The following is a 14,536-nucleotide window of genomic DNA, read 5'->3' on the forward strand; positions in this document are numbered from 1 at the left end:
CGGTCGGGCAGAGGCTATCGCAGGACCGCCCGGAAAGCCCTTGCCTGATCGGCGGAGATCACTGCCCCCGGACGTCGGTGGAGGCGGTGGGGCGGGAGGTGGTGGCCGTTGTCCGGATCGCCTTGACGATGGCGGGGATGGAGCCGATCAGCAGGACCAGGGCCCAGATGATCGCCACCACGGCGAAGACCAGCGCGCCGAGGTCGTCGGTGATGCTGACCAGGATCCCCGGCACCAGCCGGTGCAGGAACTCCAGCACCACCGTGCAGAGCAGCGTGGTGAGCGCCAGCAGCACCAGGCCCTTGTTCTGCAGGAAACGCGGCTGGGCGAGCAGCAGCAGGCCGCCCCAGACCAGTTTGAGCAGCAGCACCAGGCCGAGCAGGGCGGACGCCTCGCCGACCGGGAAGAACCCCCACAGTGCCAGGTACGCCAGCGTGCCGAACGGCGCCGCCAGGAACAGCGAGACCATGATGGTCAGCTCGACGAAGGTGACGATCAGCAGCACGAACGCCACGATCAGCAGCACGATCGAGAAGATCAGGGTGGCCGCGCCCTGCACCCGGCCCTGGATCCGGTCCGGCACCACCAGGCCGAGGCTGAACAGCCCGGTCGTCCAGAGCGCCACCACGTCGATCAGTGCCAGCTGGCCGATGCCGCGGCCGGACGGCTCGGTGACGGCGCCCACGTCGGCCGGCTCCACGCCGAGCCGGCCGGCGCTCTCCCGCAGCGCGCCGCCGGCGTCGCCGCCGCCGGTGAGCAGCGCCGAGCCCAGTTCCAGTGCGACCACCAGGGCCACCGCGAGCAGCGCCAGCAGCAGGAACGGTTTGCGCAGCTCACCCATGGCGTACCTCCCCATTGGTCAGGACCGGGCGACGGTGACCGTGCATCCGCCACCTCCCGGGCAGCCCAGGGCGACGTCGGTCTCCCGGTCGACGGCCACCTTCGCCACCGCCGCGCCGTCGTCGCCCGGCGTCACCTCGTCGTGCACGGTGACCTCCGCACCTCGGGGCGCCGGGGCGGTCACCTCGAAGGCGGCCCGGCTGCGCAGCACCAGGGTGCGCAGGCCGCCCGGGTCGGCCACCCGCAGCAGGCAGCCGGTGGTGAAGCTGACCACCGTGCCCTCGACGGACGGACTGGGCGGCGTGGCCGGCGGCGCGCAGTCGACGTCCACGTCGGCGGGATCGACGGCGGTGCTCCCGGCACCGAGCCGGCCGAGCCAGCCGGGCCGGGCGGCCGGGTCGCCCCGGTCGTGCCGGCCCCCGCCGACGGCCACCAGGTAGAGCAGCACCAGCAGCCCGGCCAGGGCCGCCAGCAGCACCTTCTGCCTCCCGGTCACGGTGCCAGCACCTGGGTGAAGCGGATCTGGTCCACCCCGGCGAAGTACCGGTCGGTGCCCTGGGTCTTGCTCACCGCCACCAGGGTCACCTGGTGCGCGCCCTTGCTCAGCGTCACCGTGCCGACGTCCACCCAGTCGGTCTTCACCACCGTCGGGGTGAAACCGAAGAAGGTGTCGCCGACCTGCCGGCCGTCGATCAGGAAGATGGTGTTGGCGTAGTCGAACGACGTGGTGCGTACGGTGGCGAAGCGCCAGGTCCCTTCCGCCGGCAGGTCCACGGTGACGGTCACCCGGTCGCCGACGGACCGGCCCAGGAAGAACAGCTGGGCGTCGCCGGACCAGGTGACCAGGCAGCAGTTCTTCTGCTCCAGCACCTGCGCCGCGGCCGGGCCGGTCGACTGGACCGTCGCCCCCGGCACCAGGCTCTCCGCCTCCAGGGTCACCACCTGCGCCTGTGGCGGGGCCGGGGGCGGGCCGCCGCCGCGGGTCACCAGGAACACCACCACCCCGGCCACGACCAGGATCAGCACCGCCGCGGCCGCGATCCACGGCCACGGCGTGCGCTTCGGGGGTGCGGCCGCCTTCACGTCGTACGTCACCCGACCGCTGGACCGGGAGCTCTCCTCCGGCGCGGTGTTCGCCGAGTACGCGAACCCGGTCATGTCGTAGCGCCGGGGCGGGGTGCCGGGCGGCACGGTGAGGCGGACCAGGAAGGACACCGACCCCTGGCCGGGCACCGCCCGCTGCGGCTCGGCGACGGTGAACCAGCCGCGCTGGGTGCCCTCGCCGGGTGCCACGTCGAAGACCACGGTGTCCGGCGCGTCGCCCGGGTTGGAGACGGTGAAGGTCAGCTCGCCGCTGTTGCGCGCGTCGAGGGTGAACTGCTCGGCGGCGGCGACGACGGCCCATTCGGTGGTCATGACGACTCCTCTACGGGGTGGGGGGTGCGGGGGACGGGACGTGCGCCCGGCCGACCGCCCGGACGGGCGCGACCCCGGGCGCCTCGTCGGTCGGGTGCGCTGCGGGCTGCCCGGTGGCGGCGACGGGCTCCGGGTCGGCCTGCGGTGTCGGTTGGCCGGTACCGGCGGGGCCCGGACCGGGGCCCGAAACGATCTCGACGGTGACCGCCGCCGGCTTCTCCGCCTCCACGATGCGGGTGATCACGGCGAGCTGGTCGGCGGCGGCCGGCGGTACCCGGACGACCACGTGGAAGGGGCGGTCCGCCGGCTCGTCCAGTCCGAAGCCGGTGATCCCGGTGGCGAGTTCCAGCGCGGTCCGCATCCCGTACGGGGTGCCGCGCCAGCGGGCCAGCAGGGCGCCGTGCGCGACCAGGTCCCGCAGCCGGCCCACCGGCAGCGGCAACGGCGCGTCCGCCCGGGGCGCGGTGACCACGTGGTCCATCGCCACCCACCGGGTCAGGTACGCCACGAAGCCGTCCGGCGTCCGGTACGGCGCGAAGAGCGCGTCGACGTCGGCGAGCACCGCCTCGTCCGGGGCGTGCAACGCTTCCATCACGTCCAGCAGCGCGCCCAGCACGCTGCCCGGGCCGGCGGCCCGCTGGTACGCGGCCGGCAGCAGCCGCTCAATCGCCGCTCGGCGCATCCTGCCGCACCACCTCGATGTCGTGCTCGCCGGAGCAGAGCAGCCAGGTGCCGGGAACGGTGACCACGTCGGCGGTGGCCTGGTTGGCGCTGGCCGCCCAGTCGACGGCGTCGCCGCTGCGATAGACGCCGCGCTCGCCGCCGGCCAGGATCAGCCGGTCGGCCCCGCCGGCGCCGGACGGCGCGGTGGCGGCGATCGCGTCGACCGGAACGAACCGGGACCGGTCCCGCAGCGGCAGCCCGCAGTTGACCATCACCGGCTGCCACTGCGGCTGGGCGGCCAGAGTGTCCAGCCGAACCACCCCGCCGCTCTGCGTGGCGGCCACCGCCAGGGTGCCGCTGAACGCGAGGCCCCGGCAGGTGCCACCGATCCAGCCGGCCTGCACCGCCTGCCACTTGACGTCGGACTCGAACAGCCGGGTCCGGTGGCAGCCCTGCCCGGGCTTCTTCGGGTCCGGCTCGCCGGCGCCGCTCCACAGCAGGGTGGCCGGGCCGTCGTACTGCACGGCGAGGACGCGGTTGTCCACGTTGGCCAGGCCGACGTGGGTGAAGGTGCCGGGGCGGCCGGCGGCGGTGGAGAGGTAGACCCCGAACCCGGCCTGCGCGGCCACCGCCACGCCCGGCGCGCCGCGCTCGGAGACGAACGCGCGGACGGCGTAGAAGCCGCGGTCGGCGTCGGCCGGGTCGACCAGGATCTGCAACGGCACCGCCCCGGGCAGCAGGGACACCTCGAACAGGCCGGTGTCGGTGGCGAGCAGCAGCGCGCCCGCGCCGTCCCGGTCGATCCAGGCCAGGTCCTGCACCCGGGAGTCCAGATCGGTCAGGAGCGTCCAGGTCTCCCCGAGGTCGGTGCTCAGCCGCACTCGCGAGCCGCCCGAGTCCCGAGTGGTGACCACGGTCACCGAGCCGGCGCGGGGCACGATGCCGGGACGCGCCGGGGCCGGGGCGGGGACCACCCGGACCACGCTCTCCGCGTCGAACCGGCCGGCCGGCTCCCAGCCCGCCCCGGCGTTGGTGGAGCGGAACAGCACCGGGCCGCGCCCGGCGTACCAGGTGTTCGGCTGGTACTGGTCGACGGCGAGGGCGCGCACCTGTGCGTCGGGCGCCTCGTCCACCACGAACCGGACCGACTCGACGTACCGCACGCCCGGCTCGGCGTGGTCCAGCATCCGGTACACGTTGGAGGCGCGCAGCGGTTCACCGAACGCCCAGCCGGTCGGATTGAGCGGGGTGGGCAGCGGGCTGAGCGTCTGGTGCAGCCGGTCGTGGACGCGGCGGCGGACCGCGTCGACGTCCTCCTCCCGCCGGACCACCACCCGGGCCCGGATCGAGACCGCCTTGTACCGCGCCCAGGTGGCCCGGACCGCGGTGCCCAGCGCGCGGCGCCGCTCCAGGTCGGCCGCCACGCCGCGGCGGGCCTCCTCGACCTCGTGCTCGCGCAGCACGTCGACCGGCAGCCGGCCGCCGGGCCGGGCCTGGTCCGGCACGTACGGCACCAGCACCACCTCGACCTCGCCGGGGCGGGCGAAGCTGTAGACGGCGGCCCGGGTGAACGCGCGCGCCCGGGCCACCGCGCCCGACCCGGCGGCGAGGATCTCGTAGTCCCGGGCGGTCACCGCCCGCTGCTGGGCGAAGAACTCGTACGGCCCGCGCGCGAGGGCCGATTCCAGCGACTCCAGGTCCCGGCCGCCGCCGGCCGGCTCCGGGTTCTCCGCCTTCAGCCCGGGCAGCGGGTCGCGCAGGCCGGTCAGCGTGCCGGCCGCCACGTTCCCGGCCGGCCCGCCGCCGCACCGGTACCAGAGCCGGACCTGCCGCCCGGCCGGCGGCACCGCCGCCACCGTGGTCGGCCCGTCCGGCGACGCGGCGCCGCCGGCCGGGCTGCCGGAGCCCGGCCCGGACGCCCCCTCGACGTCCGGCCCGGATCCGGTGTCCGGCCGCAGGTCCAGCGCGGGCGCGAAGGTGACCACGCCGGAGGCGCGGTCGACCAGGTAGACCTTGGCCTGCGGGCCGACGCCGGCGAAGCTGTCCACCGGCCGCCAGATCTCGTATGTGCGGCCCTCGTGCTCGCGGGCCGCCGCGCCCAGCTCCACGGAGCCGGCCGGCACCTCCACGCCGAGCAGCAGGTCCAGCGCCTCGGCGGTACGCGCCAGCGGGGCCCGCGCGGCCCGGCACACCTGGCCGGCCTGGCCGGTGCCGGTGCCGAGCAGCTCCGCCTCGACCGGCTCGCAGTGGTGCATGCGTACCGTCACCTCGGTCTCCCCGTCGGGCAGCAGGGCCGGCTCGGTGGTGACGAAGACGACCGGGCGGGGGTCGGCACCGCGGGCGGCGACCCGGGTGCCGGCGGGGATGCGGACCGCGTCCCGGTCCGGTCCGGTCCGGCTGAACCGGACGTCCGCCCAGGCGGCGGCGGGCGCGTGCCGGCTGACCCCGAGCAGGTTGAGGAAGGCCACGTACGCCTTCTCCGGCAACTGGTTCAGCCGGTAGATCATCACCTCGGTGAGGTACGCGAACGCCTCCAGCAGCGCCATTCCCGGGTCGTGCGCGGACAGGTCGGTCCAGTCGGGGCAGGACCGGCGGATCCGTTCCCGGGCCTCGGTGACCAGGTCGAGGAAGGCGCGGTCGTCGAGGTGCGGCACCGGCAGCGTCATGACGTGGCCTCCTCGGTGGGGTCGTCCGGGGCGTCCTCGGGCAGCAGGTCGACGGAGAAGACCAACTGACCGGGGGAGAGGCTGGCCCGTACCCGGTAGTCCAGCCGGATCACCAGCCGCCACGGGTCGTCCGGGTCGGGCCCGGCGTCCACGTCGATCACCTCGACCCGGGGCTCCCACCGCCGGATGGCCTGCCGGACGTAGTGGATGGCCAGGCCGGCGGTGGTGTCGTCGTTGGGGGCGAAGACCAGCCGGTGCAGGCGGGAGCCGTACCCGGGGCGCATCAGCCGCTCCCCGGGGGTGGTCGACAGCAGCAGGAACAGCGCCTGGCGTACCGTCTCGTCGCCGTCGGTCATGGCGAGCCCGCCGGCGGCGGTCAGCGCGAGCCCGCCGGCGCGACCGGCGTCGAAGCCGGCGCCGACGAAGCGGAAGGCCCTCATGCGTCCGCCCCCAGGAAGGTCTGCCGCGGGTCGCGGACGGTGTGGTGGACCAGCCCGGGCGGGGTGCCGTCGGTGAGCCCGTCCAGGTTGGACATGACCACCCGGTGCCCGTCCACCCGCACCCAGGCGCTGTAGCCGACGGTCACCTTCAGCGTCTTGGCGCAGGGCTTGATGGTCGGGCCGTAGTTCGGGCAGGCGGTGATGTCCCGCCCCTCCGGGTCGGCCTCGACCAGCACCGGTACGCCCCGCACGGTCACCCACCGCTGCGAGGGGCGGTTGGCGACCCGGCCGTCGTGGTCGCAGGTGATCAGCGAGTCCCGGTGGATCCAGCGCATCAGCCACCTCCGTGGGCGCGGGCGAGGGAGCGGGCCTGGGCGGCGGCGGTGTCGGCGTCCTCGGTCGCCGTCGCCTGCAGGAAGTCGACGGTCCGGGCGCGCACCACCATGGCCCGGCCCGGCGCGGAGAGCACCAGGTCGCCGGCGGCGTGCACGGTGGTTAGCTCGGGGCGCAGCTCGACGAAGCTGCCCGCGTCGGTGGCCAGCCGCAGGGTGCGCCCGTCGTCGTCGATGACGATCGACTGGCCGGTGCCGGTCCGCATCGACCAGCGCCGGGACCGGCCCGCCACGATCCCGGCGTCGTACGGCTCGACCGCCCCGAAGAGCGAGCCGAGCACGATCCCGGACGCCGGCTCCCCGCCCGGGAGCGCCACCAGGACGGTGTCCTGCGGATCGGGCAGCGCGACGATGCCCTTGCCCCGCCCCGCGCCCGGGCAGACCACCGCCAGCCAGCCCGCGTCCAGATCCCCGTACGCGGGCAGGGTGACCCGGGCCCGGCCGAGCCGGTCGGGGTCGTCGACGTCGGTGACCGTGCCGAGGGTGACGGTGGCCGGGGCGGGCGCGGCGACCGGAGGGGGTGGGGGCGGGACGGTGGCGAAGCGGGTCAGGTGGCCGTTGGCATCGACGGTGTGCACCACCTCGGTGAGCACGTACACGCCGGCGAACGGGTCGGGGACGCCGGCCAGGGCGATCCGACGGCCGGGGCGCAGCGCCGGGTCGCCCTCGGCCGTGCCCTCGGCGGTGACCAGCGCGGCGACCCGGGCGTCCAGCCCGGCCTGCGCGAGGGCGGCCAGTTCGTCGTCGCTGCGCCCCGGCTGGTCCACGGCGGTACGGGCGCCGTCCGCGCCCACCTCGGCCGGGTCCGGGCGCAACGGCACCTGCCGGCCGGAGCGGGCCGCGTCGGCCTGCTGGCGCAGCGGCTCGGCGCGCTGCGGGTGCCAGCCCAGCGCCACACTGTCCCCGCCGGCCCGGTCCAGGTTCTCCGCGAGGCGCAGCGCGTGCACGGTGTCGCCGAGGGCGAGCGGGACCGGGTCGCCGTAGCCGTCGAGGGTGAGCAGCCGGAGGCGGTCGCCGTCCACCGCCAGGTGCAGCCCGGCCCGCCCGGTGACCTCGCGCAGCAGCTCCAGGTCGGTGTGCCGGTGCTGGAGCAGCCGGTCCAGTCGCGGCCCGTCGGTGTCCGCGTCGACGGTGAGGCCGAGGTCGGCGCAGAGCGCGCCGGCCAGCTCGGCGGCGGTCACCGACTCGAACACCCGCAGCTCCTGCCGCTTGCGCAGCCGGTGCAACGGGTCGTACGCCCGCACCCGCAGCAGGGCCGCGCCGTCGGCGGCGTACTCCACCTCGACGCCGGTCACCTCGCCGGTGAACAGGGCGTCCGGCTGGCCGTCCAGGCGGGCGTCGAGGGTGGCGCCGGGGCGTACCGGCGGGTCGAGGGCGGCGGCGCCGGGCGCGGTGGCGAGGGTGAGCTCGCACTGGGTCGGCAGGTCCAGGCGGGCGGCGACCCGGACGCCGCGCAGCCGGCGCGGGTCGGCGAGCGGGGTGCCGTCGACGGTCACGGTGACGGCCCGGTGCACGGTCACGGGGTCCCACCTCCCGGCCCGGTGGGCGTCGCGGCGGTGGCGGTGGGCGGTGGGACCGCGAGGGCGGTGCCGGCCGGCACGGTCAGCGGGTCGCTGATCCGGTTGTGCTCGGCGAGCAGCCGCCAGCGCAGCGGCGAGCCGAGCGCGTCGTGCGCGAGCAGGTCGAAGCGCACGCCGGAGAAGCCCGGCTCGGCCGCGCCGTCGGCGGCGGCGACCACCGCCGACCCGGGCGGCACGGCCGGGGTGCTGGCCGCCGCCAGCTCCTCCTCGAAGCCGGCCTGGGCGGCCTCGGCGGTCTCGGCCACCCGGATCAGCTTCAGCCGCAGCCAGGAGCGGCGGGGCGTGCCGGTGAGGGTGAACGCGTCGAACCGTTCCGCGATCGCCACGATGACGCCGGGCACGTTCCACGTCTTGCCCCAGACCAGCCGGACCAGCGGCGGCCGCAGCCAGCCGTGCTCGGCGGTGGAGTTCTCCGCCAGCATCCAGAGCGGGCGGGTGAGGGCGCGGACGTCCTCGGGGCGTACCTGGGTCTCCACGAAGTCGATGTCGAAGAGCAGGTCCAGCACCAGCTCGGTCCGCCCGCCGCCGGTGAACAGCAGCGGGTCGTCGGCCAGGCCGGCCCCGGTGAGCTGGCCGTCGGGCAGGCCCCGGGGGCGTACCCCGGCCAGCCGGGTGACCTGCACGGTCTCCGGATTGAGCAGGCAGTCCACCCGGACACCGGTCTCGTCCACCAGGAAGGCCACCCGTTCCATCAGTCACCCACCTGTTCCCGGTCGAGCCGGCGTACGTGTGCGGCGTCGGCCGCGACCGGCGACGGGCGCCACAACTCCCGGTCGTCCGGCAGCGCCGGCCACGGATCCCGCTGTTCCTCGCCGGGGACGGCGGCAGCGGGGCCGCCCTCGCCGGGCAGCGCCGGCCAGGGCGCGGTGGCCCCGTCGCTCCACTCCGGACGGCGGGCCGCGACCGGGTTCGGGTGCGTTCGTGGTGCCCCTGGCGACGGCAAACGCACCCGAAGGTCGGTCGTCGGCATCCGGCTCGACCGGTGCCCGCCGGCGGCGGTTTGGCTGTTGCCCGGCTGCCGGTTGCTCTCGGCCGTGCCGTCTGGGACGCCTCCGGGCCACACCGGACGGGCGTGCTCGCCCGCCCACCCGTCCCGCGCTGCCGCGCGGCCCGGCCACTCCGCCTGCGGGGGGTCGGTCGACCGGCCGGCCGCGTCGCGGGTGGATGCGGCGACACCGGGAGCGAGCCGGCGTCGGGTGAGCTCATCGTTGCGGAAGTCGAGGCCGCGGGGGGCCGCAGCGCCGTCGGTGGAGCGCGCGACCGTTGCCCGGCCACCGGTACGACCGCTGGTGGACCACCCGGTGACACCGCCGAGCGGGTTGCCGGCCCCGTCCGGGTCGCCGGCCCCGGCCGCTTCGGCGTCCCGGCGCTGCGCGGCCGTTCCCGGTCGGACGGCGCCCGCGTCCCAGCTGCGCCCGTCGGTGTCCCGGCTCCGCGTGGTCGCACCGGGCCGGGCGGTCCCCACGTCCCCGCTGAGCCCGGTCGCCTCCGGCCCGGCGGGGCCCGTGTCCTCGGTGGCGGCCGGCGGGCGGCCCCACCGGGCGACGCCGTCGCCGGCCCGGACGCCTGCGGGCCCGGCGCCGACTCGCCCGCCGCCCTCGGTCCCCCGCGGTGCGTCCCCGGGTGCCGCCACCACCCGTCCCGCAGCGCCGTCCGCCCGGGCGGTACGCCGGCGCGACCGGACCCGGCGCCACGACCACCCGGCACCGCCGTCCGGCTGCCCGCCCCACGTCCCCGCCGGACCGCCCGGGTTCCCGCCCCCGCCCACGGCCTCCCCGCCCACCGGGCCGTCCTCCCCCCACCCGTCCCCGCCGAGCCCGCCGTCCCCGTCGATCAAGAGGTTTGCGTCGCCCGCCGGCGCGAATCCGACCGGAACTTCTTGGTCAACCGGGGCAGGCGGGGAGGGCGGGGAGGGCCGAGAGGGCGGGGAGTCGGGGAGGTCGTGGAGGAGGCCGGGGGCGTGGGTGGCGACCAGGCGCAGCCAGTGTTCCGGGGGCTCGCCGGGGCGGTGGGGCGCGGGCGCGGCGGGGTCCGCCGTGCCGGGCGGCGGGACGGCGGGCGGGGGCGCGGCAGCGGGCGTCGGGGCGAGGCGGTCGGCGGCGGCCCGCAGCGCCCGGGCCAGCCAGTCACGCGGAGGTCGGGGCGGCCGCACTGCCCGACTCCAGTTCCAGCCCCTCGTACGCCAGGGTCAGCGCCTCGATGGCGATATCCTGCGCGAGGGTGTTGAGGTGCGCGCCCCGCCACCGGGTCGGCCACGCGTTGATCATGTTCCAGCGCAGCACCTCCGCGGTGCCGGCCGGGTCGAGCAGCACCACCGAGACGTTGCGCCGGCTGACCGTCCCCTTCGCCGCGGCGTTCACCCAGTCCCAGAGCTCCCGCGACTGGGTGAGGCCGAAGTGGAGCGTGACCGGGGCGTACTCGGCCTGGCCGGGCACCGCCCGGATCCGCTCGTTGCCGGCCTCCTTGTACGTCACCGACGGGATGTACACCTCCAGGCCGCTGACCTCCGTGAAGTGCCCGTTGGTGATCCCGTTGATGAGCAGCTTGAAGTGGTAGGCCCGGTACGGGTCGACGGGAGCGCCCGGCTGCGGCGTGGCCGTGGTCGGCATGTCAGCCTCCGATCGTCTCGGTCTCGGTGCCGCCGGCCCACTGGCTCAGCTTGAACACCACGAACTCCGCGGGCTTGACCACCGCGATGCCGATGTGCGCGACCACCATCCCGGCGTCGCGGACGTCGGCGGGGTTGGTCTCCTCGTCGCATTTGACGAAGAACGCCTCCTCCGGCGTCCGCCCGAGCAGCGCCCCGTCCCGCCACACCCGGGTCAGGAACGCCCCGACGTCCCGCCGGATCGACCGCCAGAGCGTGTAGTCGTTCGGCTCGAAGACCATCCACCGGGTGCCGTTGGCGATGGCCTGCTCGATGGCGATGGAGAGCCGTCGCACGTTGAGGTACCGCCACTCGCTGGCCTCGGCGGCGAGCGTGCGGGCGCCCCAGAGCCGGATGCCCTCGCCGGCGAAGTAGCGGATGACGTTGACCCCCTTGGGGTTGAGCACGTCGTGCTCGGGGCGGGTGACCAGGTACGCCAGGTCGACGGCGCCGCGTACCGGCTCGTTGGCCGGGGCCTTGTGCACCCCGCGCAGCGCGTCGGTGCGGGCCCAGATGCCGGCCACGTGCCCGCTCGGCGGGGTGAACACCAGGTCGCCGCCGAGCGGGTCGCGTACCTTGATCCACGGGTAGTAGAAGGCGGCGAAGCTGGACTCCCGGGGCCGGTCGCCATCCGGCCCGTCATCGTCGTCGGCGGGTTTCGCCGGGCCGTCGCCGGGCTTGCCGCCGGGCTTCCCGCCGTCCGGCCGGGCCACCCGGGTGAGCGTGGAGATGTCGGCCACGTCCGGCGGCGGGTCGCAGATGGCCACCATGGTGCGCAGCCGCTCGGCCATGCTGATCAGCGCCTCGTGCGACACCGGGTCGTGGTAGCCGGGGGCGGCCAGGATGGAGATCTCGTCGATCGCCTCCAGCACCTGCAGGCCGCCACGCCGCCCGCCGGTGCCCATGAGCTGGCCGCCCGCGCCGACGTTGACCACCCAGCAGCGGGTGCCCCCGTTGTCGAGGAAGCCGAACACCGCCCGCGCCAGCGGCGTGCTCTCCAGGTGGTCCCCGTCGGCGTACAGCCGGAGGAACTCCGACCAGCTGTTCACCGCGAGGGCCTTGTCGACGTGCGCGGCGCGGTCCGGGGCGACGCCGACGAAGGCGGCGGTGCTGGTGCCGACCGGGCCGATCGGGCGGGCGCCGCTGGGGACCTCCTCGACGTAGATGCCGGGGGAGAAGTAGTTGGGCATCGGTCCTCCTCGGGAAGACGGCTCAGTCGGGGGCGCAGACGATGACGGGGTCGGGATCGGCGGGGTCGAGGTCGGCGGTGAGCGTGCGGCCCCGCCCGACCAGCCGTACCCGGACCGGTCGGTCCGGGGCCTGCGGGTCGTGCGGGACGCCGACCAGGCGGAACCGGCCGCCGTGGTCGGTCTCCGTGGCGTACGGGGTGCCGACCAGCTCGACCCGCATCGCCGCCAGGGGCTGCTGTTCCGGCCCGACCACCCGCCCGTGGAGGGTGCGCATGTCCAGTTGCCGCAGCCGTAGCGGGTGCCGTACCGGCGGTGCGACCGGTGCCGGCCGGGCGATCTGCGCGGGTACGTCGACCAGCAGCGCCGGCCGGGGCGCGACCCCGAAGGCGCGCCACAGGCCGGGGTCGCCGGCGGCGAGTACCACCTCCGGCTCGCCGGCGGTGGCCGCGGCGGCGAGCACCCGGTCCAGCGCGGGGAGCGCGGCCGGTCCGGTGCCGGCGACCAGCAGCCGGACCACGAACCGGTACGGCTCGCGCGCCCCGCCGCTGCCCGCGGTCTGCCGGGCCGGCCGCAGCTCCAGCGGCCAGACGGTGAGCCCGTCGTCCGGGTCGTCGCGGGGCGGGCCGACCGGGACGGGGTCGCCCGCCGCCCCGGTCAGCCAGGCCGCGACGTCCGCGACGGCCGCCTCGATCGCGCCGGTCATCGGGGCGGGGTCCCCTGGATCCGGTACGCGATGGCCTCGTTCCACACGTGCGGGTAGACGCCGATCTCGAAGTACCGGGTGAACCGGTTGATCGGCGCGTTGCTGTGGTCATGCCAGAGCAGCCACACCGGGGCGATGGTGAACAGCACGTAGTTCAACACGACCAGCGGGAGGTAGAGCGGGCCGAGCAGCCGGGCCTGGAGGATGTGCACGTCCTCGTGCCGCTGGATGCCGGAGCTGGAGCCGGCGCAGACCGTGCCGATGGTGGTGGCGTACCGGGGTGAGACCCCCTCGACCACGTTGACCCGGCCGCTGGCCTGGGAGACCACCCGGTCGAGCTGATGTCCGACGACCAGGTGCAGGGCCAGGTAGAGCGCGCCGACCATCGTGTTGAGCAGGCTCCAGGTGTGGTCGACCACGAAGAGGAAGATCCCCTTCAGGTCCGCGCCGTACGTGCCGGCCGAGGCGACCGCCCAGCCGAAGGGCGCGCCGATCAGCAGCCCGACGACGGCGCCGACGAGCAGCCCGATCAGGCCGCCGGCCAGCTGGCCGAGCAGGGCGCCGAGGACGATGTGGACGGCGGCGCTGATGATGCCGAAGATCATGGGGGTCACCTCTCTCAGACCCACGAGCGGACGTAGCGGGGCTCGCGTCCCTGCGCGAGCTGGGTCGGCGACGCCTGGGTCGCCTGCCGGTTGCCGGGCGGCAGCTGGTTGATGCCGAGGGCGGCGGAGAAGATGACCAGCCCGTTGAAGAACGCAATGATCCACTTCTCCGGACCGGCGTCGTCGGCGAACGCCGCCGTCAGGTACGACAGCGCGAGGGCGATGCCCAGCGCGATCCACTTGCGGGCCTTGTCGCCGCTCGGGCCGAGCAGCCCGCCGATGACGTTGGCGGCCAGGAGGGTGGCGGCGCTGGCGCCGGTCAGGCTGCCCAGCGCGGCCCAGGTGAAGAGATCGTTCACGGCGATCTCCCTTCGTGCGGTGGTGCGATCGGGGTGGGGTGTGGTGCGGCGGCCGGGCCGGTGGGCCCGCCCGCCCGGGTTGCGGTGCCGCGCCGGGTCAGGTCGGACGGTCGGTCCGGGGCGCCGGTGCGGGGCTGGTGGGGGTCGGTGCGGTGGCGGGCGGGTCCGCGGGGCCGGCCGGGCCGGGGACGGTCGGGGTGGCGGTGGTCGGGGCCGGGCCGGGCGGTCGGCGCAGCAGCAGGACGACGACCACGGCCACCAGCAGCAGGACGACCACGCCGCCGACCGCCAGCAGCCAGGGGAAGCCGCCGCCGGCGGTGGCCGGGCCGCCGGTCGCGTCGGCCGATGCCCGCGCCGGCGCCTCCGCCTCGGCGACCAGTTCGGCGGGCTTGGCCTGGTTGCTGTCCACCTTCCAGGTGACCGACCGGCCGGTGACCGTGCCGTTGGTGGAGAGCACCCGGCCCGGGAAGGTCACCGATATCTCGAAGGACATCAAGGTCACGAATGCCCGTCGCGTTCCGGGATCTTTCTCGGCCACCTTTCCGGCGTATTTATCGGGGTCCAGCGGAAATGTGAACCGGTAGCGGTCGCCGACGCGGACCAGATTCACGCTGTCGCTGGTGAATTGCGCCAGCGGCTTATTCCGGTACGCCACCTGCACTCCGTAGAACCGGGCGTCCTCGTATCGGCTCTCGTCGCCGGCGGGCAGTGTCGGCAGCTGCCGGCGCATGTCGGCGAAGGCGGTCTGGACGTCCGGGTTCCGCTGCTTGAGCAGGTTCTTGTCCGCGGTCACCAGGAGCTGCCCGCTGACCGTGTCGTCGGGGTTCACGGTCAACCCGAGATTGAGTTGCATGCAGCCGCTCAGCGCCGCCACGAGGGCGAGACACACCGCGAGGCGAAAGGCCCGGCTGCGGCCGAGTCCCGTATTCATGCGGATAGTGTGTGTGATCGCTTTCACACTCAGCAGTCAGCGATCAGTCACAGCCTTGTCGCCGATCTTACCGGCCACCCCTCCCATTCGGCCGACCCGGAAAA

Annotated in this window: 16 protein-coding genes; all 16 read right to left on the reverse strand. The window is 75.5% G+C overall.

Going from position 1 to position 14,536, the window contains the following annotated elements; translation table 11 throughout:
• Positions 1-58: 58 nt before the first annotated feature.
• The 16 genes from ACZ6S5_RS07565 to ACZ6S5_RS07640 all read right to left on the reverse strand — a co-directional run bounded on the left by ACZ6S5_RS07565 (position 59) and on the right by ACZ6S5_RS07640 (position 14,432).
• On the reverse strand, positions 59-841 hold the full coding sequence (locus tag ACZ6S5_RS07565; protein ID WP_465998781.1) for a hypothetical protein: 783 nt from the start codon (positions 839-841) through the stop codon (positions 59-61).
• Positions 842-859: 18 nt separating this feature from the next.
• The gene (locus ACZ6S5_RS07570) at positions 860-1,336 is read right to left on the reverse strand and encodes a hypothetical protein (protein ID WP_465998783.1); all 477 of its coding nucleotides are present in this window, start codon (positions 1,334-1,336) and stop codon (positions 860-862) included.
• A complete protein-coding gene (locus ACZ6S5_RS07575; protein ID WP_465998784.1) occupies positions 1,333-2,256 on the reverse strand; it encodes a carbohydrate-binding protein in 924 nt (307 codons plus the stop codon). Before ACZ6S5_RS07575 ends, ACZ6S5_RS07570 begins: the two co-directional genes overlap by 4 nt.
• A gap of 10 nt (positions 2,257-2,266) precedes the next feature.
• Positions 2,267-2,938, reverse strand: coding sequence for a phage tail protein (locus ACZ6S5_RS07580; RefSeq protein WP_465998786.1), 672 nt, complete (start codon positions 2,936-2,938; stop codon positions 2,267-2,269).
• Positions 2,919-5,585, reverse strand: a complete 2,667-nt coding sequence (locus tag ACZ6S5_RS07585; protein ID WP_465998788.1) for a putative baseplate assembly protein — start codon at positions 5,583-5,585, stop codon at positions 2,919-2,921. The genes ACZ6S5_RS07580 and ACZ6S5_RS07585 overlap by 20 nt, the downstream gene beginning before the upstream one ends.
• Positions 5,582-6,025, reverse strand: a complete 444-nt coding sequence (locus ACZ6S5_RS07590) for a GPW/gp25 family protein (protein ID WP_465998790.1) — start codon at positions 6,023-6,025, stop codon at positions 5,582-5,584. Before ACZ6S5_RS07590 ends, ACZ6S5_RS07585 begins: the two co-directional genes overlap by 4 nt.
• Positions 6,022-6,360: a hypothetical protein gene (locus ACZ6S5_RS07595; protein ID WP_465998792.1), complete on the reverse strand. Its 339-nt coding sequence runs from the start codon at positions 6,358-6,360 to the stop codon at positions 6,022-6,024. The genes ACZ6S5_RS07590 and ACZ6S5_RS07595 overlap by 4 nt, the downstream gene beginning before the upstream one ends.
• Positions 6,360-7,937, reverse strand: a complete 1,578-nt coding sequence (locus tag ACZ6S5_RS07600) for a contractile injection system protein, VgrG/Pvc8 family (protein ID WP_465998794.1) — start codon at positions 7,935-7,937, stop codon at positions 6,360-6,362. The genes ACZ6S5_RS07595 and ACZ6S5_RS07600 overlap by 1 nt, the downstream gene beginning before the upstream one ends.
• Complete coding sequence (locus ACZ6S5_RS07605) at positions 7,934-8,689, reverse strand: CIS tube protein (protein WP_465998796.1); 756 nt, start codon at positions 8,687-8,689, stop codon at positions 7,934-7,936. The genes ACZ6S5_RS07600 and ACZ6S5_RS07605 overlap by 4 nt, the downstream gene beginning before the upstream one ends.
• Positions 8,689-9,780 (reverse strand): hypothetical protein, encoded by a 1,092-nt coding sequence (locus ACZ6S5_RS07610; protein WP_465998798.1) that lies wholly within the window; start codon positions 9,778-9,780, stop codon positions 8,689-8,691. The genes ACZ6S5_RS07605 and ACZ6S5_RS07610 overlap by 1 nt, the downstream gene beginning before the upstream one ends.
• A gap of 343 nt (positions 9,781-10,123) precedes the next feature.
• Positions 10,124-10,606, reverse strand: a complete 483-nt coding sequence (locus tag ACZ6S5_RS07615) for a phage tail protein (RefSeq protein ID WP_465998800.1) — start codon at positions 10,604-10,606, stop codon at positions 10,124-10,126.
• 1 nt (position 10,607) lies between these two features.
• Positions 10,608-11,834: a phage tail sheath family protein gene (locus ACZ6S5_RS07620; protein ID WP_465998802.1), complete on the reverse strand. Its 1,227-nt coding sequence runs from the start codon at positions 11,832-11,834 to the stop codon at positions 10,608-10,610.
• Positions 11,835-11,856: 22 nt separating this feature from the next.
• Complete coding sequence (locus ACZ6S5_RS07625) at positions 11,857-12,537, reverse strand: carboxypeptidase-like regulatory domain-containing protein (RefSeq protein ID WP_465998804.1); 681 nt, start codon at positions 12,535-12,537, stop codon at positions 11,857-11,859.
• Positions 12,534-13,142, reverse strand: a complete 609-nt coding sequence (locus tag ACZ6S5_RS07630) for a glycine zipper family protein (protein ID WP_465998806.1) — start codon at positions 13,140-13,142, stop codon at positions 12,534-12,536. Before ACZ6S5_RS07630 ends, ACZ6S5_RS07625 begins: the two co-directional genes overlap by 4 nt.
• A gap of 14 nt (positions 13,143-13,156) precedes the next feature.
• Positions 13,157-13,501, reverse strand: a complete 345-nt coding sequence (locus ACZ6S5_RS07635) for a hypothetical protein (RefSeq protein WP_465998808.1) — start codon at positions 13,499-13,501, stop codon at positions 13,157-13,159.
• Positions 13,502-13,598: 97 nt separating this feature from the next.
• The gene (locus ACZ6S5_RS07640) at positions 13,599-14,432 is read right to left on the reverse strand and encodes an LppM family (lipo)protein (protein WP_465998810.1); all 834 of its coding nucleotides are present in this window, start codon (positions 14,430-14,432) and stop codon (positions 13,599-13,601) included.
• Positions 14,433-14,536: the final 104 nt, after the last annotated feature.

The sequence above is a fragment of the Micromonospora sp. NPDC051924 genome (assembly GCF_055586005.1).